Annotated in this window: 16 protein-coding genes; 4 read left to right on the plus strand and 12 right to left on the minus strand. The window is 61.2% G+C overall.

Going from position 1 to position 24,301, the window contains the following annotated elements; all coding sequences use genetic code 11:
* Positions 1-2: 2 nt before the first annotated feature.
* On the minus strand, positions 3-635 hold the full coding sequence (locus DW870_RS00095; RefSeq protein ID WP_158557029.1) for a cyclodeaminase/cyclohydrolase family protein: 633 nt from the start codon (positions 633-635) through the stop codon (positions 3-5).
* Positions 636-1,098: 463 nt separating this feature from the next.
* Between DW870_RS00095 and DW870_RS00100 the strand changes: the two genes are divergently transcribed.
* On the plus strand, positions 1,099-1,692 hold the full coding sequence (locus DW870_RS00100) for a hypothetical protein (RefSeq protein WP_117769547.1): 594 nt from the start codon (positions 1,099-1,101) through the stop codon (positions 1,690-1,692).
* A 305-nt stretch (positions 1,693-1,997) separates the two neighbouring features.
* Positions 1,998-4,487, plus strand: a complete 2,490-nt coding sequence (locus tag DW870_RS00105) for a phosphatidylinositol-specific phospholipase C (protein ID WP_117876587.1) — start codon at positions 1,998-2,000, stop codon at positions 4,485-4,487.
* Positions 4,488-4,582: 95 nt separating this feature from the next.
* Here the strand turns inward: DW870_RS00105 and DW870_RS00110 are convergent, their stop codons facing one another.
* A complete protein-coding gene (locus DW870_RS00110; RefSeq protein ID WP_117769543.1) occupies positions 4,583-4,852 on the minus strand; it encodes a hypothetical protein in 270 nt (89 codons plus the stop codon).
* Positions 4,853-5,106: 254 nt separating this feature from the next.
* Between DW870_RS00110 and DW870_RS09250 the strand changes: the two genes are divergently transcribed.
* Positions 5,107-5,379 (plus strand): helix-turn-helix domain-containing protein, encoded by a 273-nt coding sequence (locus DW870_RS09250; protein WP_117848843.1) that lies wholly within the window; start codon positions 5,107-5,109, stop codon positions 5,377-5,379.
* 724 nt (positions 5,380-6,103) lie between these two features.
* Here DW870_RS09250 and DW870_RS00115 read toward each other — a convergent pair.
* On the minus strand, positions 6,104-7,441 hold the full coding sequence (locus tag DW870_RS00115; RefSeq protein ID WP_117769541.1) for a hypothetical protein: 1,338 nt from the start codon (positions 7,439-7,441) through the stop codon (positions 6,104-6,106).
* A 218-nt stretch (positions 7,442-7,659) separates the two neighbouring features.
* On the opposite strand from DW870_RS00115, the gene DW870_RS00120 reads away from it, so the two are divergent.
* The gene (locus DW870_RS00120; RefSeq protein ID WP_117769539.1) at positions 7,660-8,841 is read left to right on the plus strand and encodes a cation diffusion facilitator family transporter; all 1,182 of its coding nucleotides are present in this window, start codon (positions 7,660-7,662) and stop codon (positions 8,839-8,841) included.
* Positions 8,842-8,853: 12 nt separating this feature from the next.
* On the opposite strand, the gene DW870_RS00125 is transcribed toward DW870_RS00120, so the two are convergent.
* The 9 genes from DW870_RS00125 to dnaE form a co-directional block, all read right to left on the minus strand.
* Positions 8,854-9,861, minus strand: a complete 1,008-nt coding sequence (locus DW870_RS00125) for a hypothetical protein (RefSeq protein ID WP_117769537.1) — start codon at positions 9,859-9,861, stop codon at positions 8,854-8,856.
* A 180-nt stretch (positions 9,862-10,041) separates the two neighbouring features.
* Positions 10,042-11,709: a formate--tetrahydrofolate ligase gene (locus tag DW870_RS00130; protein WP_117769535.1), complete on the minus strand. Its 1,668-nt coding sequence runs from the start codon at positions 11,707-11,709 to the stop codon at positions 10,042-10,044.
* 144 nt (positions 11,710-11,853) lie between these two features.
* Positions 11,854-12,921, minus strand: a complete 1,068-nt coding sequence (ruvB, locus tag DW870_RS00135; protein WP_117769533.1) for a Holliday junction branch migration DNA helicase RuvB — start codon at positions 12,919-12,921, stop codon at positions 11,854-11,856.
* On the minus strand, positions 12,921-13,541 hold the full coding sequence (gene ruvA, locus DW870_RS00140) for a Holliday junction branch migration protein RuvA (RefSeq protein WP_117769531.1): 621 nt from the start codon (positions 13,539-13,541) through the stop codon (positions 12,921-12,923). Before ruvA ends, ruvB begins: the two co-directional genes overlap by 1 nt.
* Complete coding sequence (gene ruvC, locus DW870_RS00145) at positions 13,541-14,062, minus strand: crossover junction endodeoxyribonuclease RuvC (RefSeq protein WP_022095142.1); 522 nt, start codon at positions 14,060-14,062, stop codon at positions 13,541-13,543. Before ruvC ends, ruvA begins: the two co-directional genes overlap by 1 nt.
* Before the next feature lie 242 nt (positions 14,063-14,304).
* Positions 14,305-16,290, minus strand: a complete 1,986-nt coding sequence (locus DW870_RS00150; RefSeq protein ID WP_158556880.1) for a hypothetical protein — start codon at positions 16,288-16,290, stop codon at positions 14,305-14,307.
* Positions 16,291-16,407: 117 nt separating this feature from the next.
* On the minus strand, positions 16,408-16,770 hold the full coding sequence (locus tag DW870_RS00155) for a desulfoferrodoxin family protein (RefSeq protein ID WP_055285739.1): 363 nt from the start codon (positions 16,768-16,770) through the stop codon (positions 16,408-16,410).
* A 150-nt stretch (positions 16,771-16,920) separates the two neighbouring features.
* On the minus strand, positions 16,921-20,385 hold the full coding sequence (locus DW870_RS00160) for an SNF2-related protein (RefSeq protein ID WP_117769527.1): 3,465 nt from the start codon (positions 20,383-20,385) through the stop codon (positions 16,921-16,923).
* Between the two features lie 28 nt (positions 20,386-20,413).
* Positions 20,414-24,217 (minus strand): DNA polymerase III subunit alpha, encoded by a 3,804-nt coding sequence (dnaE, locus tag DW870_RS00165; protein ID WP_117769525.1) that lies wholly within the window; start codon positions 24,215-24,217, stop codon positions 20,414-20,416.
* Positions 24,218-24,301 lie beyond the last annotated feature (84 nt).

The raw sequence follows: 24,301 nt of genomic DNA on the forward strand, positions 1-24,301 counted from the left end.
GTCTATCCCCTTTTCCTTGCAGCGTCGGAGGCGCGGCGCGCCAGCGCATCGGCGCGCGGCAACCATGTGTCGAGCAACTCATCACACGCCGTCTCGAGCTCCTCAGCACGAGCGCGATCCTTCATAGATGTGGTGTTCGCAAAGAGCGTCAGGCTCGCGCCCTGCATGGCGGCGCGGCAGAATACGGCACCGCACGCCACGTCGGACAGCAGCTGTCGGGAGCCCTTGTCCGCCATGACCTCGAGCAGCGCCAGCGCGCGCCCGCAGGCGTCCATGATCCGATACGGAGGCATGGCAGCCACGCGCAGCGCATCCTGAATCGCCGCAGGTCGAGCCGGATCATCACGAGGAATACCGTATGCCGCAGATACCTGGCCGTATGCACGAACATCCTCGGCAACCAGGCCCACAAGCTCCTGCACCAACTCGTCTGCCTGGGCAAATGCGCGCGTCAGATCGTCTGCGCGATCGGCAAGCGCGGGATTAGTTGCCCCATAACGAGCGACCATCCCGCAAAGCGAGGCGCCCAGCGCGCCCACAAAAGCGCTCGCGCTGCCACCACCGGGAACCGGCTCGCGCGCGGCCAGCGCCTCGGCAAAACCGCGACAGGTTTTATCCATCATCTCTTGGCTCATACGCACACGCACCTTCAAGTCATATATATCGGTCGGGCGGCCGACGCCGGCCGACCGCATCGATCACGTAATGGTGCTAAGTCTAGCCCATAAGTACGCGAGCGTCAGCGCATCTGGCCATCGCGGATTTCTATGGCACGCGATAGGCGTCGACAACGCAAGCATGGGACACATGGCCCACCTTTCGAGACTTCCGGACGTCACAAACTGGGGCATATCTATAAACAAGGAACCTGTTGGGGCAACGCCCGCGTACACGCGCCCCTTTTAAAACAACGGGCACCCAACCCCGGGGAGGGCCGACAGCATCGGCCCTCCCCTCTTTTGGACCCGCGTATATTGCCACTTGTCGGCGCAATTCCAGCCCCCAGAATGGGACACATGGCCCACCAGAACGAGCCGCTCGCGCGTACAGTAAAGGCAGGTAATCCATGGGCGGTTACAGATCGAGGAGGACACGACCATGAAAAAGAAGGCCTTTGCGATTCTCACCCTCTGCATAAGCCTCTTAGCCGCAGTCTCCCTAGTGGGCTGCGGTGGCAGCGGCGGCGCTACCGGAAGCGGCGGTGGCGGCGGAGCAGAAAAGCCAGCCGTGGATATGAGGACCGATTTCATTTGGTTTAAGGTCGAGGTCCCCGAGGGCGTCGAGATCACCGACGTCGCAGGCGACACGGCCGATAGGGCCCAGTTTAAGTTCACCGAGAGCGAGCACGCCAGCGACCGCTTCATCCCCGTCTTCGATCCTGACAAGAACGCCGACGAGCTGTTCGACTACGAGGCAAAGTGGAAGGCCAACTCCGGATGGACCGAGAGCGATCCCGTTAAGTACAACGGCAAGACCTGGCGCAGTGCCTACTTTACGCACTCGGGCGGCGTGACGACCGAGCACTTCACCGACGTTGACGGTGGCAGTGTGTATGTGCGCATCGACAACGTCGAGGAACACAAGGACGCCGTCGAGACCATGATGAAGTCTCTGGAGTTTGCCGACGACATCGCCGAGGCCAAGACCGAGGCCATGGACGTCAAGCTCGACGATATCGAGATCAAGCGTTAAGCGACTGGCGAGTGCAGCGGGAAACACAGGCGCAGTGCAAACAAGCGACGGTACCCCAGAGCTTCGTACCCAGGGAGGGCCGGTAAACCGACCCTCCCTTTCTTATGCCGGTAGCCAACGAACGCGAGGATGCCGGACGCCGGAACCGCTCCAAATGTAGCAACAGTACGAAAACGACAAGCACCCCAACACGTCCGCCCGCCGATTTATTGCGCCGCGCAGACAATTAAACCAGCATCTTTAAACATCTGAGCAGTATAGTGACCAAAACTATCGCATAACCGCACTCTACGAATGGAGAAGTTATGACCGAACACCGCGCCATCAGCCGCCGAGCATTTACGTTGGGCCTTGGACTCGCGGCGTTGTCGCCACTTGCAAGCCTGCCCGAAACCGCCATGCTGGGCATTAGCCCGCGGGCAGCCTTTGCGGACAGCACGGCCGGGCCAGCAGTCAGCCTCGACAATTTCGTCATTCGCCTTCGCCCCGCGGGCTATTTTCGTACCGCAAGCGTTAACGAAGACGGCAACGTCATCGGCAACGTCTGCCATCTGTTTAATGACGGCACGTCCAGCAAGCTCATCCTTGAGAACGTAACGACCAAGAATGACGATACAAACTGGTATGCTATCCGCACCTTGCTCAATTTCGAAGAGCATAAAAAGACGGGCTACAGCATTTGGTCGGTCGATGGCGACTCGGACAAAGACGGAAAGGTCATCCACGTATGGAGCGGCGAGTATGACAACAAGCCCAGCCGCGCTTTTGCGTTCGAGCGGCAATCAAACGGAACCTATATCATCCGAGACCGCACGGTCGAGAAAGAAACCGAGAAAAAAGACATTAAGTACCTGGCAATAGAATCGAACGGCGAAGACCAGGACAACAATAAGATCTGCCATAAGAGTAAGAGCATTCCGTGGGAGCTCGAACTTATCGGTTACGACATGAAAAAGAACGATGCCACGGTTAGCAGCCTCGACTGGATCACGTACAGCAGCTACGTCGATGGGCCATGTTGGATGAAATACGTCGACGACAACAAGTTCCTCGACGAGCTGAGCATCCCGGGTACGCACGATTCGGGCACCTGTAGCGTGGACAACGACACCGAGCCCCAATCCTCGCAAGTAAAATGCCAGCAGGATTACATTCCCACGCAGTTGCTCGAAGGCATTCGCTATTTTGATATCCGGCTCGGAAAGGGCGACAACCCTGGCATCTGCCACGGGGATTTCTACCTATTCAAAAAAGACGGGGACTATCTGCATCTCTCCGATGTCATCGGGTACTTTAAAACGTTTTTGAACGAAAACCCGACAGAAGCGCTCATCATGCTTGTATCACGAGGCAACGACGAGGCTACCGACGAAAGTGTTACGACGGCTTTCGCCAAGGTTTTGGACGACAACCCCAAACTGTTCTATACGTCGAGCCGAATCCCCACGCTACACGAGGTGCGCGGAAAGATCGTTCTGCTGCGTCGATTTAGGCTCGCCGGCAACAGTGTAAGCGGCCACACGTGGGGCCTCGACCTTACCGAATGGGATGACAAGATCAAGGCTCACTCCGACAGCGCCACTATGTGTCTCGTCCAAGACGCGCGGGGCTTTGAAGCCGCGGGGGAAACAGGCGATAAAGAGCCCTATTGCACCAAGGTATACGCCCAGGACAAGTACAAACTCACGGGAACCGACAAGCTCAGCTGGGTCGATAATGCGCTGAAGGAAACGTCCGGGCGCGCGCGCAACGAGGTAGATGTCGAGGACGATAACGGGGCCAAGGAGAAAGTCCTGGAGCGTTGCTGGTCTATCAACTACACCAGCTGCACGGGCTTGTCGCACGGAGGCAATCCTTTTACCTCGGCACGAGTAGTCAACGAGCATCTGTATAAGAGCCCGTACATCAATCCCAGCGGCATCGAGGATACAAAGTCAGATTACCTCAAGCACATTGGCATCATCGCATCCGACTTTGTTGATGCGGCGCTGGCCCGGAGCATCTATCAGCGCAATTACGATACGGAGCACAAGCAGACGGCTTCGTACTATCTCCCGTACTATCTCCCGACCCGCATGCGCATGACGTACGGCGACTCGCTGAGCGATGCCTCATTCCAGGATGGCAAGACCGTTGGCGAGGGTCATTTCCGCCTTGCCGACAGCAGCAACGCGCTCAACGCGACAGCTTCGGGCCATGCGTTTGCCATTGAATACGTGGATGTCGACGCCCTGGGCAACGAGACCGTTACGGGGCTGCAGGGCTCTGTGCCCATCGATATCGATCCGCTCGCGCTGACGCCCCATTTTGAGGGACTCGAAGGCCTTAAGGCCGGCGAAGACGTGCGCGCCAAGATTGCGGCATCACTCGAGGGCAAGCTCGAAACCGACGCCTGCACCGCCCAGCTCGAGTTTGTGCACGACGCGGACGGCGCTCCGGGCACGGCAATGGCCGAGGGCGAGGCATTTGCCGCGGGGACGTATTGGGTGCGTGCGAAAGGTCTGTTGGGCGACGCGGCGCAAAACTACACGCTCGCCAGCGATGGAGCCGCAAGCTTTACCGTAGCGGCCTCGGGCAGTGCAGGCGGCACCGGTAGCGGCACGGGTTCCAACGCAGACGGCGCCGACAAGAACGGCGGCGGCAACAAGAGCAAGGGCTCGACCGGAAAACTCGCCGACACGGGCGACGGCTCTGGCGTTGCCGCCGGGCTCGCTGCCGCCGCCGTGGCGACAACGGTCGCCGGCGCGGCGATGCTTGCCAATGACCGCGAAAACGTTGGGGACGACAGCGAATAGGCAAGCCCGCCTTTTAGACACATCGACTCAATTGGGGGGGCGCAGAATACCGTTCTGCGCCCCGATTTTTACCTTAGCCCGAACACCGTTATCGGCTACATCACCATGTTCAGCGCATTCACGAACTCCTGAGCTTGGGAGCGGCTGCTCAGACTAAAGACACAGGCAGTCAACAGCCTGTTACGTAGGAAAACGTCGCGGCCCTTGATCCTGCTGACCCCCGTAATGTCCTTAAGATAAACAATCTCGGTGTGCTTGCCACCAAAAGTGCCCTTCTTGAGCACCTCGATGCGGTTAAGGTAGATCTTGACGTCTTTAAACCTACCCGAACCTTTGTCCTGGAACAGCAGCGTGTTGTTGTCCATACGCGTCACTCCCGCGGGGTTCGCTAAAACTGCCTCTATGGTCACATTTTAACCACCGCAAGGCCCCATGCGATGATGTCAGACAGCACAGCAATTCGTGTCCGCGCGAGGCTTTAAGATAGGTATGCTCAGCTGCATCGATGCGACCGGAATATTCTAGGAGCACGCCTCGTATTATTCGCCATTAGAGGAGGTCTTACCTGGTTTACGTATGGGAATTCGAGTTCTTTGATTCGGACGGCATTGAACTTCCCGTGCCAGACTTCGGACATGAGCCGCGACACGGCGGCAAGATTATCGCTGTAGCCGTCAACCGCGAACTCGGCGACATTCCCGCCGTCACCGCAGTGGATGCCGCGCGTATGCTCGGTGTTAGCTCAGCACGGGTGTCACAACTGCTAAATGCAGGACTGCTGGATTCATGGAAGGATGGCACCAAGCACATGATGTCCAAAGCCTCCATCGAGGCACGACTCGCCGATGCACCAAGGGTGGGACGCCCCAAAGAGGCCCCCGTTGCCGTGTAAGGCGATGCCGCTGTGGGCTTTCATCACCTGACATGCATGGCAGCCAGGAACGCTCGATTCGGGACTCACTGCGCCCCGAATCGAGCTGGGCCCATTGCTGCAGGCTGATTCGCATCCCCGATCCCAAAAAGACAGAAGCGCCACTTGCTTCGTTGAGCCCCAACATCCGACCCCGGCTCCCCCTCGTATCCCCAGCGGCATTTCAACTCCAGGACATGTCGCGATCATGCCCGGTCATCCATGCAAATGGACACCACTCTAACACTGGGGTCAGATATCCCCCGCTGCGGCGTATAGGGTAAAATCTTGTCTGCCGCGGAATCCGCCTGCGGGCAACGCTCCGATCTCCGATTGGGGTGAAGCCTATGAACTTGTTTCTTGAAATCCTGCGCCTCTCGATGTACGCGACCGGCATTGCCCGGAACCTCTACGCGATCTGGCGGGAATATAAGCAGTAACGGATAGCGAAGGGAGTCATAGAAAAGGGCCGGTTGCAGCCGGCCCTAGACGATAATACCTGCGTTGCCCGCGTCTCCGAAGTTTAAGCGCTGAGGAGCGGGTTCCGCGGCACAACCTGATTTTACCCAGTGAGGCAGCTCTTTTGCAGCCGCTCCACTGTTTATTTACATCTGGCACCCTCAAACAATCAGACAGCAGCCCGCACTCCTGAGAGCCGCCCCGCACCCCCGGCCATCACGTTACGGCAACAACCGGCGCTACTCCCCTACTTCCCAAAGATCGCAGCGAACAAGCCCTTGCGTTTGGGCTTTTCCTCTCGGTAAGAACCCTCGGCAACCGCTGCAACCTGGCGCGGTTGCTCGCCGCCTCCACGGCGCACGATCTGGTACAGGAAGGGCGATTTAACGTATTTGACCTCGACGGGCGTGGCGTGCACGGTGCTCTCACCGGACAGATGCAGGCTCGGGCTGAGCGACGCCACGATATGCGTTTCGCGCTTGTCGCTAAACACCACCGCGGCCGCGCGGCCCGTCTGGCCGTTTACGGCAATGCGCACCTGCTCGCCATCGCGGCCGTCTGTCGCCGGACGATCGACAAAGTAGACCGGCACCATCACCAGGCCGTCCTTATGTTTGCGGGCCTTGCGCGCCCACATGCGAATGCTCTTTTTATTGAGCCCCAGTACAGCCTCGGCGTCGTTGCCCGCAACGTCGAGCGCCAACTTATCAATGACCACCTGGTCCTTGGTAGACGCATCGACTGAGACAACGCGAAAGTCACCTTCCTGCATGGCGGGATCGAACGGACCGACCTTGGCAAAGTCCCACGGCTCCAAAATGCCCATGAGGCGAACGTCCAGGTAGTTTGCCCTGGGGTATGCCCAGTCGAGCACCTCGTAGTACACCAAGGCCTCCTTGCTCAGGCCCTTGCCCGGGAAGCTCGCCATCATGCGCAAGTCCGCCAGCGCCATGGGGAAATAGAAGAGCATCATGTCGTTTTGGATCGCGTCTTCCACGTCGTGCCCGGCAAAGGCATCCGGATACTGGCGCACCAGCTGCAGCGCGTTGGCACGTGCCTGCTGCGGCGAGATTTCGCAGGGAATACCCTGCTCGGGCACATACTCCGCACCAACGCCCATGGTCAGGCGCTTGCTAAACGTCCCCGGCTTGAGCAGGTCCGCAATGCCGATCTTATTGCCGCAGGACGGGCACTCAAACACACGCTGCGCTGACTCGCCCTCAAAGGACGCTCCGCAGAAGGGGCAAGGAATGCTCACATGCGTGGCCTCTTGGAACTCCTGCGCCGTGCCGCGATCCTCCCACAGCAGATGTTCCAGGACCGACTGATTGCGCCAGTGCGCATTGAAGAAATACCAGTCCGGGTCCTGCGGGCGCTCGAGTTGCGACACATGCGTGAGTTTGAGCAGTCCATCCACCACCGTCAACGGCGTATGGCGAATACCCAAAGCGCTCTTGGGCTCTCCGGCGTCCGCCTGCCACGGAACCACCGTGCCGCAATAGGCGCACTCAAAGCTGCGCTTAGCCTGGTGCGAGTACATAGGGCCGCCGCAGTTTTGACATTTAATGGCAAACATCTCGTCCATGGAAACGTCCTCCTTTGCACAGGGGTTGTCGACATTAAGTATGTCGAGCAAGCAGGCACATGCCCATACCCATGTGGCCCAAAATGGACCACCCAGGCAGACGAGAAGGCTCGCTCGTTAGCACCGGCAGACTATTGCTGCATTTTCTGAGCATCGGCGCACGGCGCCCCCGTGCGAGCTACACTATCCCCTTAAACATGATTGTGAGGACGACCGCTATGCTATTTGTAAATCGGCTGGTACATACGCTTGTTCCCGGCAGCGAGAGCGAGCCGGTCGATGCATCTTGCCGCACCAACGCGGGCTTTTCCGCAAGCCTCGTCTGCATTGGCCTCAACATCACCCTGTGCCTGGCCAAGGGCATCGCGGGCCTGCTCGCCGGCTCCGTCTCCCTCATCGCCGACGCTTTCAACAACCTCTCCGATGCCTCGAGCAACATCGTGAGTCTGCTCGGGTTCCGCCTTGCCAGCCGCCCGGCAGACGAAGGCCACCCCTATGGCCACGGTCGCTATGAGTACCTAGCCGGCCTGTTCGTCGCCGTCCTGGTTTGCGCCGTCGGCATCAATCTGATCCTCGAGTCGGTCACCAAGATCATCAAGCCTTCCCCCACCGCTTACACGTTCATTTCCCTTGCGGCACTGGCTACGTCCATGCTCGTAAAGCTCTGGATGGCCGCGTTCAACCGCACGCTGGGTAACCGCATCGATTCCGAAACGCTCATCGCCACGGCGCAGGACTCCAAGAATGACGTCATCACCTCGGGCTCGGTCTTGGCGGCGGCGCTTATTTCGCAAGCGACCGGCTTTGATCTCGACGGCTGGGCAGGCCTGGGCGTGGGCATCTTCATTTGCATCAGCGGCATGGGCCTGGTGCGCGACGCCATCAGCCCGCTGTTGGGGCAAGCGCCCGACCCCAAGCTCGTCCAGGAAATCCGCGACAGGATCATGTCATACCCCCAGGTTCTAGGCACGCACGACCTCATGGTGCATGACTACGGCCCCGGCCGTCAGTTTGCCAGCGCACACGTGGAAATGCCCGGCGAGGGCGATGCCTTTGAGCACCACGAGATTCTGGACACCATCGAACACGACATCAAACGCCAGATGGGCATTGGCATTACGCTGCACTGCGACCCCATTGCAACAACCGGTGACGACCTGCGCGGCTGGGTAAAGCGCGGCGTAGCGCAGATCGACCCTGCGCTTTCCATCCACGACCTGCACGAGCACGACGGCTTTGTTTCGTTTGACCTGGTGCGTCCCGACGGCTTTGACATATCCGACGAAGAGCTACTGGAGCTCGTCACGCGCATCGTGCACGAGCGCCGGCCCGATGCATCATGCGTCGTTACGTTTGACTCGGGCTTTAGCTCGCCCGACCGTCCGGCAGAGCAGCTGTAGCCCGCTTAACAGCTAGTTACCCTGTGCGCCCGAAATGCCGTTTTGCAGAGCGTCCCAGGCATTGGTAGCCATATCGCCCAGATTCTGAGCAGTATCACCCAGGTTTTGTGCCGTATCGCCCAGCTCTTGCGCCTTATCTCCCAACTCCTGCGCCTTGTTGCTCAAGTCCTCCAGCGTATTGGAGCTCGAGCTGTCGGTACCGCTTTGGCCGCCGGACGAGTTGCCATAGCTGTTCTTGTGCGTGAGCTGAATCTCCAGGTTGCCGTTGTCGTTATAGTAGGCATTCGTAACAACCCAGTTGGAATCGATGACGGGCGTTGAGCCATCGTCGGTCAGAATCACGGCGTTCGAAAGGTCGGCTCCGCGCGACTTGAGGAGCTTCTTGGCGTTGGACCAGTACTGTCCCGGGATATCGCTCAGGTCGACGGCAGCAGACTGGGTGGTCTCGGCCTGCTCGGTCGTGGCATCGGTCGTGGCGCCCCGCTTGTTGAGCATGCCCGACACGATGGCGAACACGATCGACAAGGCAAAGAAGATCGCCAGCACAATCAGGATTTTCTTGATCACGCTCGACGAACGCGACGGTGCCTTCTCCTCGTCCTCACCATACTGCGGAATCGATTTGGGATACTCGCGATACGGCTGGCACGCATGCGGATCGCGCGACTCATAACGAGACTGGACCTGCGCCGTACGCGGCATATACGTCGTCTGCTGAGGCTGCGGAATGGGATTATGCGGCAGGTTGTTATAAGCATCTGTCGCCGCATTGCCATACGGGTCCGGCGCCGCATTGCCATACGGGTCCGGCGCCGCATTGTCATACGGGTCCTGCGGTGCATAATCAAACGGATCCCGTGGTGTATCGCCGTAGCCTATAACCCGTGTGGGTTCGGCAGACGTCTGCGTCGCGGCGGGGTCGGTATAACCGGGGTTGGAAACAACGCGAGTCGCATCGGCGCTATCGCCAGCCTGCGCGGAACCGTAGCCGCCCATCACGGTCGTCTTGTCCTGGTCCATGCAACGTTTCCTTTCCGTCGCCTGCAAGCATCAAGTTATCCATGCATTCTACCCGCGCAAAAGCCTATGATGGGCAAAGCCCGCCGGTATCTACAAGACATGCGCGTGCCTAAGGATCAAAAAGCCCCGCCGAGCCTTGGTAGGCGCGACGGGGCGGGCTAGCAGCTATGGACAGCAGGCTTAGAACAGGCCGGTGATGTCGCCGTCGTTGTCGACGTCGATGTTTTCGGCCGCGGGCACCTTGGGCAGACCAGGCATGGTCAGAACACTGCCGGTCAGCGCGACCACAAAGTGGGCGCCGGCAGAAACCTTGAGCTCACGCACGGTGATGCGGAAGTTCTCGGGAGCGCCCAGGGCCTTGGCGTTGTCGCTAAAGCTGTACTGCGTCTTGGCGACGCACACCGGCAGGTTGCCAAAGCCATTCTCGCGCAGCTCGGCGAGCTGGCGCTTGGCGGCCGGCGTAAAGTCAACGCCGTCGGCGCGGTAGACCTTGGTGGCAACGGCCTCGAGGGCATCAGCGACATCAGCGCCGTCCTCATAGGCAAACTTGAGCTCGCTCGGCTGCTCAATCAGACGCATGACCTCATCGGCAAGCTCGAGCGCGCCCTCGCCGCCCTTGGCCCAGACCTCGGAAAGCTTAACGTTGACGCCGAGCTTCTGGCACTCGGACTCGATGAGAGCAAGCTCGGCCTCGGTGTCCGTCGGGAAGCGATTGATGGCGACCACGCAGGGCAGACCATATACGTTCTGGATGTTGTCGACGTGACGCAACAGGTTGGGCATGCCAGCCTTGAGTGCCTCGAGGTTCTCCTCGTTGAGATCGGCCTTGGCGACGCCACCGTTGTACTTAAGCGCACGAGCGGTAGCGACGATCACGACGGCGCTGGGGCGAACGCCCGTCATGCGGCACTTGATATCGAGGAACTTCTCGGCACCCAGGTCGGCGCCAAAGCCGGCCTCGGTAATGGCAACATCGCCAAAGCGCATCGCCATACGCGTGGCCATGATAGAGTTGCAGCCGTGAGCAATGTTGGCGAAGGGACCGCCGTGGACAAACGCGGGCGTGCCCTCGAGCGTTTGCACCAGATTGGGCTTGAGCGCGTCTTTAAGCAACGCGGCCATGGCACCCTGGGCCTTGAGGTCGCGGGCACGGACGGGCTCGCCGGCATAGCTGTAGCCGACAACGATCTCGCCCAAGCGCTCCTTAAGATCGTTGATGCTCGTGGACAGGCACAGGATTGCCATGACCTCGGAGGCGACGGTGATATCGAAGCCGTCCTCGCGCGGCACGCCCTGGGCCTTACCGCCAATGCCGTCGATGACGTGGCGCAGCTGACGGTCGTTCATATCGACGACGCGCTTCCAAGTGATGCGTTTAACGTCAATACCGAGCTGATTGCCCTGCTGGATGTGGTTATCAAGCATGGCGGCCAGCAGGTTATTGGCGGCACCGATAGCGTGGAAGTCGCCGGTAAAGTGCAGGTTGATATCCTCCATGGGGATGACCTGAGCCCAGCCGCCGCCGGCAGCACCGCCCTTAACGCCAAAGACGGGGCCGAGCGAAGGCTCGCGCAGGGCAACGGCACTCTTGACGCCGCGACGACGCAGGCCGTCGGCCAGACCGATGGTCGTGGTGGTCTTGCCCTCGCCCGCGGGCGTTGGGTTGATAGCGGTCACGAGGACGAGCTTGGCCTGGTGATCAGTCGGCTCGTTGAGCAGTGAATAGTCGACCTTAGCCTTGTCGAAGCCGTACGGAATAAGGTGCTTAACGTCGACGCCGGCGTTCTTGGCCACCTCGGTAATAGGCAGTGGCGTGACAGAACGTGCGATTTCGATGTCAGTAGGCATGGGCGGTCCTTTCGTTACCGAATGAGAAAAAGACCAATTCAGCATAGCACGGGCGCGCAATAGTAAAACGCCCATAACCGATGAACGGCGATATGTTTACCCGATGCCCAGCGATAGCCCAACAGCCCGCCAAAACAAAGCGCCCTAAACGGTAGGTTCAATCCCCAGGTGCTCAAAGGTGCGAAGGGTTGCCTGACGGCCCTGCGGCGTACGAATCATCAACCCGCACTGCAGCAAATAGGGCTCATAGACATCCTCGAGCGTGCCCGGGTCCTCGCCCACCGCACTGGCAAGGGTCGTCAGGCCTACAGCACGGCCGGAGAACGTCTTGGCAAGCGTCTCCAAGATACGAATATCCATCCAGTCCAGACCGAGCTCGTCGATCTCGAAGAACTCGAGCGCCTGGCGGCAGATATCGAGCTCGATAGGGCCGCTGCCACGCACCTGTGCGTAATCGCGCACGCGCTTGAGAAGGCGGTTGGCAAGACGTGGCGTGCCGCGCGAACGCGAGCCGATCTCGAGTGCACTGGGATGGTCGATCGTCACGCCCAGGATAGTCGCCGAGCGCGTCACAATCTGCGCGAGCTCCTCGACCGTGTAGTAATCCAGGCGATACGAAATGCCAAAGCGGTCGCGCAACGGGCCGGTCAACATGCCTGAGCGGGTCGTTGCCGCTACCAGCGTAAACTTGGGAATATCCAGGCGAATCGAGCGCGCCGCCGGACCCTTGCCAATCACGATATCGAGGGCAAAGTCCTCCATCGCGGGGTACAGGACCTCCTCGACCGAACGGTTGAGGCGGTGGATCTCGTCGATAAACAGCACATCACCCGGCTGCAAGTTAGTAAGGATGGCCGCCAGGTCGCCCGTGCGCGCGATGGCAGGGCCACTCGTGGTCTTGATCTGAGCGCCCAGCTCGTTGGCGATAACGGTGGCCAGCGTGGTCTTGCCCAGGCCCGGAGGACCCGAGAAGATCACGTGGTCGAGCGTCTCGCCACGGCTCTGCGCCGCTTCGATCAACACGCGCAGGCTCTGCTTGATGTGCTCCTGACCACAGTAATCGTCCAGGCGCTGGGGGCGCAAAGTGCGGTCGACATCGAGGTCCTCGGCCGTCAGCTCCGAGCCCACCATGCGCTCGCCGTGCGCCATGGATGCCGCCGGCGAGTTGCCGGGCGTCGCCCACAGGTCCTGAGAGTCATCGGCTTCCCACATCACGCATCCATTCCGAGTCGCTTAAGCGCCGCGCCGAGCAGATCCTCGACACGCATATTCTGCCCATCATACCCGCTCAGGGCAACATCGGTCTCCTGCAGGCTAAAGCCCATGGAAAGGAGCGCCGCACGGGCATCATCGATCGCCGAAGGAGCGGCGGCGGGAACCGGCATCGCAACCTGGCCGGGAATCACGTCGACCGGCACAAAGCCCTTATCCTTGGCAAAGGTGCTCTTGAGTTCCAGGATCAGGCGCTGAGCTGTCTTTTTGCCCACACCGGGTACCTTGGCCATGCCCTTGTCGTCCTCGGCCATCACCAGCGAATACAGCTGCCCCACGGTATAGGTGGAAAGCACGGCGAGCGCCAGGCGCGGGCCAACGCCCGAAACGGACACGAGCCGGTCGAACATCGTGCGCTCATCCTTTGAGGAAAAACCGAAAAGTGTCATGGCGTCCTCGCGCACCTGCATACGCGTGTAGAGGCGGACCTCGCCGCCGGGCGTCGGCAACGTGGCCGCAGTGCTGCCCGAGATGCCGAGCTCAAAGCCAACGCCCGACACATCGACGACAGCAGAGCTCATCGTGGCCTCGACAAGCGTTCCGTGGAGCTGGGAAATCATCAGTATCCGGTTCCTCTCTGTTGATAGAACTCGCCACCGGTGAGGGCGCGGGTGCGGCTGAGGTTTACGTGGCAGATGGCGCAGGCCAGGGCATCGGCGGCATGGTCGGGATGCGGGTCGTGATCGAGCTGTGTGAGTGTGCGTACCATGTAGGCGACCTGCCGCTTGTCCGCGGCGCCAGTGCCCACCACAGCCTGTTTGATCTGCATGGGCGTGTACTCGCCAATCTCGAGCGCGCATTCCGAAAGTGCGACGAGTGCAGCACCGCGGGCATGCGCCGTGGGGATGGCCGAACGAACGTTGGCGCCAAAGTAGATGCTCTCGACAGCAGCCGTGTCGGGTCGATAACGCTCAACGACATCCTTAAGGTCATGGGCGATATGCGACAGGCGCACCGCGAGCGGACTTCCGGCACTGGTCTCGATGCAGCCATAGGCACGGCAGCGAACCTCGCCACGCCGCTCCTCGATAATCCCCCAACCCGTATGAGCCAAACCGGGGTCAATGCCCAAGATAACCAAGCCGACCTCCCCTCGCCACAAGCACAGCGCAAGACAAGGCCCCGCGCATCATTCACGAACGTCTGTTCTAGAATAACACAACGCTAGCCCTATAAGTCAGCCGAGATCGAATTGTAGGTTGAGTATACGCAAGCGAGCGCCCGCCAGAGCGAGCAAGGTGCCTTGAAAGAGGAGGGCATTGACCTGGCGGTCATGTCCGACGATTGAAAGGCAGATTGCCGCTCTGGCGGGCGCGCAGCGACCTAGTTCTGAGAGAAGAACGGAAATTGTCGGGGATCAACCGGCGGATGCGGCATCGGGCCACCCTGGGGCCCACCCTGCGGGCCACCCTGGCCGCCCATCATCTTATCGATGGCGTCCTGAACCTCGCCCTCGAACTTTTTCATTCCCTCGTGTAAACGACGCTGACCGTCCTCAGAGCGCAGCTCCTCCATTTGCTCGGGCGAAATACCCAGTAGCTCGCCCAGCACGCCCATCATCTCGTTTCGCACGCGCTCGCTCGTATCCTCGTCAGCAAAACGGCGCACCTCGGCGCGCGCCAGCGAATCGACCGTCATACGCTCCTTGCCGTTAAGCCCCAGGTCGGACCACGCGAGCATATACGGCCAGGCACGCTCGGCAAACGAACGGGCCGAGACGATCGGCGCCATCGGCAACATGCGGCGGGCAGCCTCACCCTGTCGAACGAGCATCAGCAGCAGCGAGCAGGCCTCAGGCTTGCCAGCGGCCATCGGGATGTCGTCGAAAGATCGATTGCGGTCCACGTGCGCCTCGAGCGCGCCATCGACCTCACCCGGCTCAAGCCCGCCGAGCAGCTGTGCCGCACGGTCGAGCATATCGACCGGACCGTCGAGCGTCGAGAGCGCCTGCGCCAGCACGCGCTCCATACAATCTTCCACTGCGTTGAGCGTCACGAGCTCTTGGGGCACCACGGCAGACGTGCGGTTGCGCACACGCGCCACAAACTCAAGCGTCGACAGGTACACATCGCCAAAGGGCGCAAAGTCGCCCTGGTAGCCGCCGCAAAGCGCCGGCGCCGCCAGCGCGTACTCGGTTTTGGACAGCGGGCTCAGCGCCATCGCACCCAGCTCGAGCGCCGTATCCTCCAGCATCAGGCCCAGCGTGCGCGAGCGCAGGCGCTCGGCATCGCCCGCCGACACGTCGCGATCGAGCACGCGCGCCGCATCCGGTGCATCGCGCTCGACGGTGCGAATGTGCAGACGCTCGGCGATGGCGCGGACGGCGGCACAGCGGGCAGCCTCGGCTTCTTCCTGCGCCGGCGTAAAGATACGGTTGCGCCCCAGCACCAGGCCAATCACATTGCGCGGGCCCAGAGCGTCGACGGCCAGCGCCGCCAGCAGGGACGACGGCAAGTCACCCTCGAGTGCCACCACAGCACGCGACGCACCGTGGGCTCGGGCGTTGTCGCGCACGGCGAGCACCAGCGCCTGCCACAGCCACTCCTCGGAACGGAACTCGGGCAGTTCGTGATCCTCCAGGGCATCGAGCATCACGCCGCGCTGAATCTCCTGAACCAGCAGGCTCTCCTCAAAGCACGGCGCCTGGGCCACCACGCGACCGCAGTCGTCGAGCACAAACGAACCGCCGGTATACACCGACTCGTCATAGGCACCGACCGGCGCCATGCAGGCAAACCACACGCTGCGCTTGGAGGCGACCTTGCGGTAGGCGCCGCTGCGAACGGCGGCAATGGCAACAGTCTCGCGGTCGGTCATGTCAAACGCGTTGAATTGGAAATACGCAATGAGGTCAACACCGGTCGGCAACATCTCGAGTTCGCGGTCCAAGTCAAAAATTACGGCGATGCGCACGCCGTCCACGTCGAACACCGGCGGCGCCCAACGCGTGTCGTTGTTCTCGCCACGCTGCAAGGCAATGCTCGAACGCGCCGGCACCACATGACCGTCCTTGAGCATCATGTAGTCGAGCAGCGGTTGGCCCTCAAACGAAACCGCCGCGGGCACGATGCAGATCATGTCAAGCTCCTGGATACGCTCGGCGACACCAGTCAAGCCGGCAAGCATGTCGTGCTCAAAGTCGGCAGCGCCCACCAGGCCACCGGGCATGGCGCCCATAAAGAGCGGAGCCGGAACGCACAGCACGCGCGCCCCGCGCTCGTGGGCCAGACGAGCCTGGTCCTCAATGCGGCCGCAAATGCCCTCAATATCACCCAGGCGCATATCGATCTGTGCAAGCGCGAGCTTCATGGCCCAGCCCTTTCCGTCGTAAACCATCGAAATCGTAGTAAAAGCGCCGGCCGCATAATGCAGCCGGCGCTTGCATGTGCATATGCTAGCTATGATACCCCGAGCGGGGGCGCGCTCCTAGAATGTCGCGGACCACAGCCCGTGCAGGTTGCAGTAGGCATAGACGGTACCGGTCTTGGAGCCGCCCGCGAAAAACGTCGCGGGTTTCATGCCGGGCTCAAGGTAATGGACCTCTAAGCGGCCCTCGGCCTCAAGGGCGATCCACTCAATGTAGTGCTCGGGCAGGCTGGGGTGCTCGACCGAGCCAACTCGGGCGCGAATCACGTGACCGTCACGCTCGGTCTCGACAACAGGCACGTGCTTCTCATGCGCCGCGTCCTCAGTGTTTGCGGTCAGCTCCGTGCAACCGGCAGGGGTCGCAACGTCGTCGCCAAGGGCAGCGATGAGCTTGCCGTCGGGGTCCTTAAAGAATTTCGCCATGATGTTCTCCTTTGCTGATGTGCCAATGTTCTTGATGGTTCTTATGCCCAAAGGCAGACAAACCATCCACGGCATTGCAAATGAACACATAACGAGCGGGGACGATGGGACAGCGCGGGCTATCCGCCCTGGCGGCCTCACCCGAGCGGGTTAACGCCCGTCGCCGCCGAGCAGCGCCAGAACATCCTCGCGCGTGAACAGTGCCGACGAGATGCCGTCGCCGCCGAGTACGCTGTTGACCAGGTCGCGCTTAGACTCCTGCATCCGCATAATGCGTTCCTCGATCGTGTCCTTGGCGATGAGCTTGTACACGGTCACGGTATGTTGCTGGCCAATACGGTGTGCACGGTCAGTTGCTTGGTCCTGCGCCGCCACGTTCCACCACGGGTCGTAGTGGATGACCACGTCGGCAGCCGTCAGGTTAAGGCCCACGCCGCCCGCCTTGAGCGAAATCAAAAAGACCGGAACCTCGCCCTCCTGGAACTGCGCGACCATCTTGGCGCGGCTCTCCTTAGACGAAGCGCCCGTGAGCTTAAAGAAGTCGATGTCCTCCTTGGCCAAGCGCTTACCGATGATATCGAGCATACCCGTAAACTGGCTGAACAACAGGATGCGATGCCCGCCGTCGAGTGCGCCGTGCACGAGCTCCATGCACGTATCGAGTTTGGCGCTCCCCGCCTTGTAATCCTCGTAGTGCAGACGCGGGTCGCAGCAGATCTGGCGCAGCTTGGTGAGCTCGGCGAGCACCTTGAGCTTGTCTTTCTTAAACTCGGATGACTCGCGGTGCTGCACCTGTTGGGCGATGCGGTCCTGGTTGGCCAGGTAGAGCTTGCGCTGCTCGCCGGTAAGCTGCGCCATGACCGTATCCTCGATCTTCTCGGGCAGGTCGGCCACCACGTCTTCCTTGACACGGCGCAGCACAAACGGCGACACGAGCGCTTGCAGGCGGGCGGCACTGTCGCCCTCGGCATGCTCGACCGGGCTTTCGAAGCGCTTGGCAAACGACTCGCGCGTGCCAAGTAGGCCCGGCATCAAAAAGTCGAAGATGCTCCAGAGCTCGGATAGGCGGTTTTCGATGGGCGTGCCCGTCAGGGCAAAGCGCACGCCGGCCGGCAGGCGCTTGGTGGCACGCGCCACCTGGGTGAGCGGGTTTTTAATGTACTGGGCCTCATCGAGTACCACGCGGGCAAAGTCCTGCTCGACGTACTCGTCGATATCGCGCCGCATAAGGTCATACGACGTCACGACCACGTTATGCTCGGCCACGCCGGCGATTTGCACGCGACGCTGGGCCTTGGCGCCCACGATGGCGCACACATCGAGCGACGGGGCGAAGCGCTCCAGCTCGGCAGTCCAGTTGTACACGAGCGACGCAGGGCACACCACAAGCGTGGGCTTAATGTCCCCCGCTTCCACGCGCGCCAGGATATGCGCGATCATCTGCAGCGTTTTGCCCAGGCCCATGTCGTCGGCCAAGATGCCGCCAAGGCCCAGGTGTTCGAGCGAGCCGAGCCACTGGTATCCGTCGACCTGGTAGCCGCGCATCGTTGCCTTGAGCGATGCCGGCACCGTAAAGTCCATCTTGCCGAGCGTATCCAAGCGCTCGACGGTGCGGCGGAACGCAGCGTCGCGATCGGCCTCGAGCGCGGGCGTGCGCGCGAGCATGCTATCGACGAACAGGGTGCTCGACGCGGGAAGCGACACGCCGTCGAGCAGGTCAACAGCATCGACCCCCAGATCCTCGGCAAGGCCAAACGCGGCTCGGGCACCCTCGTCCAAACGAATGATGTCGCCGGACGTAAGGCGCGCAAACGTCTGGTGACGCTTGTAGGAGTCGAGGTAGATGGCAAGGTCTGACGCCGAAAGGCCGCTCGCGCCCAGTTCGACGTCGAGCAGATTGCTCTTGACGGTCGCACGAACCGAGAGCTTGGGCGCGGGTCGCACCGAAATCTGGCGCAGACGGTCGCTGAGCATGACCTCACCCAGCTCGGACAGGGCGGACAGGCCCTCGGTCAGCAGGCAGAACAAGCTCTCGTCATCGCGCTCCTCAAACGCCAGACCGCCCTCGTAGAAATCGAAGTACAGGGCCGCCGTGTCCATAACACGAAACTCTGCCACCTCGTCGCGGGGCGGCACGCCGGGGCGTTGCTCTTCGAAGGGGCTGCCCGGAGCGCCCAGGCTAAAGAGATCTGCCGACCAGTCGCCGTAGGCAACCGTAATTTTGCAGGTCACAAGCCCATCGTCGACGCCGATCGCCATAGCAAAGCTCGGCTCGGGCGCCACGGTATCGAGCGCGGCGGGCGCGGTAAGGTCGGTATAGTCGCGCAAAATGGGCAGCGCCATACGACAGAACTCCCCCACCTGGTCGACAGCGATATGGATCGGCGTGCGACAGGGCAGTAAGCGCGATAGGAACGGCGCCGCATGCTGGGCAAACGCTACATCGGCGCGGCGCGCACGGCGGGTGTCGACCAGATAGGCAACGTCGCCCGAAGCAAAGCAGTATGCATCGGCCGGCAGGCGTAGATCGTAGCTGCCACCAGCCGCCGGCGCGATTTTGGCGGCAAGGAGCGGTGGGCGCTCAGACAGCGCCTCGTCCTCCCCTTCCGGAGGCATCTCAACCGCCACGTCATAGGTGCGATGCGTCGTCGTCCCCCGCGACCAGGCGGGCTCAAAAGAGATGGTCTGGCCGCGCAACAGGTCCAGCACATATACGATGCTATGCTCGGACAGCGGCAACTGACGCTCGGCGACAAAACCGCTGCGGGCAAAGTCGTACGACGCCGAACGCGAGCTTGTGATGTCATCGAGATAGGCAACTGTCGTCACGACAAGGTTGAGCAGCTTTGTCGACACGTCTTCGAAGGCTTCGGGCGTATGGACAAACGTGAGCTTCTTGCCGTACGAGAAGGTGCCGCCGCGCACGTAGGCATCGGCCATGCCGTCGATGTCCTTGACCACGTAGGAGACCGATCCACAGCGAATGCGAAGCTCGAGCGCCCAGCTAAAGCGCTCGGCAAACAGTGGATTGTAATACGGCACCAGCGAGGGCTCCAACACCGCCTTGGGGGCATCGGGATCCACACTGCCGGCGAGCTTGCGGCGCATGCTCGCCAGCTCATCCATGCGCGCGTCCGAAAGATCGGAGAGCGCCGCCATGAGGCTGGGACTCGTGGGGACGGGCGCCGGAAAGGGAAAGTTGGGATTGACGGCCGGCGCTTTGGGCGCGTTGCGCGCGGGCTGTTTCGGCTGCGCCGCAAACGTGCGGACCGGCGTGCGCAAACCTTCGACGGGCTCGGCGCCGCTGGCATCCAAATACGCCAGAGCCGTGGCAATAGCGTGCTTGCACATGCCGGGGTAGCGATAGGCAGCGGGGCAATCGCAGTCGTAGTCGATCACCTCGTGCTCGTCCATGTCGAGCGCCACGCGCGTCTTGTACAGGTCGCCACGCGAACCGCGCACCGAGCCCTCAACCGTCACGTTTTTGGAGAAGCGCGAGCCGCTGTCCTCGATCGACAGCACGGCGCCGTTGAGCATGAGCGAACGCCCCTTCATAAAGGTGCCACTCAGCGCCGCCTCTTTCCGGAGCGCCTGCACAAACGTCCCCTGCGCCATCACTTCCTCCAATCTCACCCGGGGTAGCTTAGATAACCGTCACGCGGCCTTGGTTGCCGACGATGGCCTTTGCCTCTGCCAGCAGCGGAATCGAGCGTGCATTGACCTTGGCCGGCACCTCGGCACGCAGCACGCGCCCGTCGACTTGCTCAATAAAGATCTCCACGCGGTCGCCGCCCGGGTTGGTGGTGAGCACCGTGGCCAGGCGCGCCATATTGCCCTGGCTAAATCGGCTGTTGGGCACCATGACCTCAAAGACCTTGGGCTTGTTTTTCTCCTCGCTAAGCTCCAGCGGCACAATCTCCTGCGCAATGATCTGGTCGCCGCGGTCCGAGCGCTCGAGCTTGCCCTTAATGCGCACAAACGCGTCGGACAGCTGCGCGCCGGTCTCGGGATCGACCTCGCCATACAGATACCCCTCGGCCTCCTTGTAGGTCTTGGGGAACACCACGACCGTGGCCTCGCCTTCCATGTCTTCGAGCTGCACGATGCCCATGGGGTCGCCGTTTTTGGTCACGCGCTTGGACACGCTCGAGACCATGCCGGCCCACCACAGCGCCTTGCCCTCGGGAATCTCCTGGTTGATGGTACCGCCCGTAGGATTCTGAACTTCGTAGCCAGTGTCGATCTGCGAGAACGAGAAGTCGCGTGCCTTGGCCAGCGCATACTCAAACGGGCGCAGCGGGTGGTCCGAGACATAGATGCCCAGAACCTCCTTCTCCTGGCTCAACTTAAGGTGGCGGTCCCACTCCTGGCCATCCGGATCGGGCACGCTCACCTCAAAGCCCGAGCCCTCAACATCACCAAACATGTCGAAGAACGACGTCTGGCCGCTCGCACGATCCTTCTGGCGCTTCACCGCGGCATCGATGATGTTCTCAGGGTTGTTCTTATCCACAAAGTGCATCATCTGGCGACGCGGATACCCCGTGGAGTCGAAGGCGCCTGCCTTGATGAGCGATTCGATCACACGGCGGTTGGCCTGGCTCGAGTCCACGCGCTCGACAAAGTCGTGCAGCGTCTTAAACGGACCGCCCGCCTCGCGCTCGGCGATAATCGCCTGCGCCACGCCGGTGCCCACGCCGCGGATGCCGGCCAGACCAAAGCGCACGCCCTCCTTGGTAGCCGTGAACTCAGTACCGGACTCGTTGACATCTGGCGACAGCACGGGGATGCCGTCGTGACGGCACGCCGAGACGTAGTGAACGATCTTGTCGGTCTTGCCCGTATAGGACGTCAGAACGGCCGCCATGTACTCGTGCGGATAGTGCGCCTTGAGCCACGCCGTCTGCATAACCAGGATGGCGTAGCCGGCGGAGTGCGACTTGTTAAAGGCGTAGGACGCGAACTCAAGAACATCGTCCCAAATCTTCTGGGCGACCTCGCGCGTGTAGTTGTTCTTGATAGCGCCGTTCATCCAGTGGTCGTAGGTGGTCTCGTCCGAGCCATCCTCCCAGTGGAGCACCGTCGACGTGAGCAGCTTGATCTTTTTCTTAGCCACGGGCTTACGGATACGCGAGTCCGATTCGCCCTTGGAGAAGCCGCACATCTCGACGGAGATGAGCATAACCTGCTCCTGATAGACCATGGTGCCGTAGGTTTCGCCCAGGATGTCGTCCAGACGGTCGTCGTAGGAGACAGCCGGTTCCTTGCCGTTCATACGGTTGATATAGGACGAAACCATGCCGGCGCCCAGCGGTCCCGGGCGGTACAGAGCGATCAATGCCACGACGTGCTTGTACTCGGTGGGCTTCATGTTCTTGATCGTGGCCGTCATGCCGGCGGACTCGACCTGGAAGACGCCGGCGGTGTGGCCGGAGCCCATGAGCTTAAAGATCTCGGGGTCGTCAAAGGGAATCTCTTCCTCTTTGATGTCGATGCCGAAGTTCTTTTTGATGTTGGCCTTGGCCTTGGAGATAACCGTCAGCGTACGCAGACCCAGGAAGTCCATCTTGAGCAGGCCCATGTCGGCAACGGTATGGCCCTCGTACTGGGTAATCTCGACGCCGCCCTTGGTATCGAGCTTGGTGGGCACGTGCTCGTTGACGGGGTCGCGGCAAATCAGAACGGCGCACGCGTGCACGCCCTCGCCACGGGTAAGGCCCTCGATCGAGAGCGCCGTGTCGATGATGCGGCGGGCGTCGTCGTCCTTTTTATAGGCCTCGGCAAAGTCGGGGTTAAACAGATCCTCTTTGCCGGGTTGCTTTTCGAGCACCTGCTTGAGCTTGACCTTGGGGTCGCTCGAGACCATCTTGGACAGGCGCTGGCCCATGTAGACCGGGTAGTCCAGGACGCGCGCGGCGTCGTTGATGGCCTGCTTGGCCTTAATGGTCGAGTAGGTGATGACGTGGGTAACCTTCTCGGGGCCGTAGAGCTGGCGAACGTGCTCCACGACCTCGAGGCGCCGCTCATCGTCGAAGTCCATATCGATATCGGGCATCTCGGTACGCTGCGGGGACAGGAACCTCTCGAACATCAGGCCGTTCTCGAGCGGGTCGAACGCGGTGATGTTCATGGCGTAGGCGACGATAGCGCCGGCGGCCGAGCCACGGCCGGGGCCGACGCCGATGCCGTTGTCCTTGGCCCATTGCACGTACTCGGCAACGATCAAAAAGTAGGCGGCAAAGCCCTTGTCGCAGATGACCTTGTATTCGTACTCAAAGCGCTCTTTGATGTTGACGCCGCCGATCTCGCGCGTGGCCCAGTCGTCACCGTAGTGCTGGCGCAGGCCCTTCTCGCACTCGCGGCGGAACTGGCTCTCGTGCGTCTCGCCGGGATCGAGCAACGGGAAGCGCGGCAGGATGATGGAGTCCCAGTCCAGCTCAACGTAGCACTTGTCGGCGATCTCGAGCGTGTTGTCGCAGGCCTCGGGGCAATACGGGAACATCGCCCGCATCTCCTCCTCGGTCTTCATGTAAAACTCCGAGCCGGTCATGCGCATGCGGTTAGGGTCGTCGACCTTGGCGTTCATGCCAATGCACATGATGACGTCCTGCACGGGCGCGTCCTCGCGGCGCAGGTAGTGGAAGTCGTTGGTGGCGATGACCTTGACGCCCACCTGCTTGGCGATGTCGATGAGCGTGCGGTCCATCTGCTCGTCGGTCAGGCCGTTGTCGGTGGTGATGCCGTGTTCCTGGATCTCGATGTAGAAGTCGCCGGGCTCGAAGGTGTCACGGAAGGTCTCGGCCCACTTGATGGCGCCCTCCATGTCACCGCGGTCGATGTACTTGGGGATGATGCCCGCGATGCAGGCGCTCGTGCAGATCATGCCCTTGGCGTGGCGGCGCAGGTTGTCGAGCGTCACGCGCGGCTTGTAGTAAAAGCCCTGCACGGCGGCCTCGGAAACCGTCTGCATCAGGTTGACGTAGCCCTCCTGGTCCTTGGCCAGAAGGATCATGTGGTAGAGCTCGGGCTTGTGGTCGCGAGCAAGGGTCTCGTCCGGCGTAAAGTAGACCTCGCAGCCAAAGATGGGCTTGATGACCAGGGGCGGCTTGAGCTCGTCGATGTTGCCCTTCTCGTCCCACATGGCCATGTCCTTCACATACTGGGCATGCTCGCGCGGGTTTTCCTCGGGATCGGGCTCCACCAGCTCGTCGCGGCGGTCCTTTTCCAGGAAGGCCTTGTCGTGGCTCCAGGTTTTGTACTCGGGCGTGTTGTGGTTGACGGCGTCGCAGGCCAGCGCCAGGTCGGGCACGCCATACATGTAGCCGTGGTCGGTAATGGCCACGGCGGGCATGCCCAGCTCAACGGCACGGTTGACCATATCCTGGATACGGGTTGCGCCGTCGAGCATGGAAAAGACAGTGTGGTTGTGCAGATGGACGAATGCCATGTGATGAGCTCCGATGCGGGTTCGTGTTCTGACTGAACGATTTTACCCCACGGCACGGACAGCACCCGAACCTAGCCAAACCCA

Origin of the sequence: Collinsella sp. AM38-1BH, from assembly GCF_003467545.1 — a bacterium.
Taxonomy (GTDB): Bacteria; Actinomycetota; Coriobacteriia; order Coriobacteriales; family Coriobacteriaceae; genus Collinsella.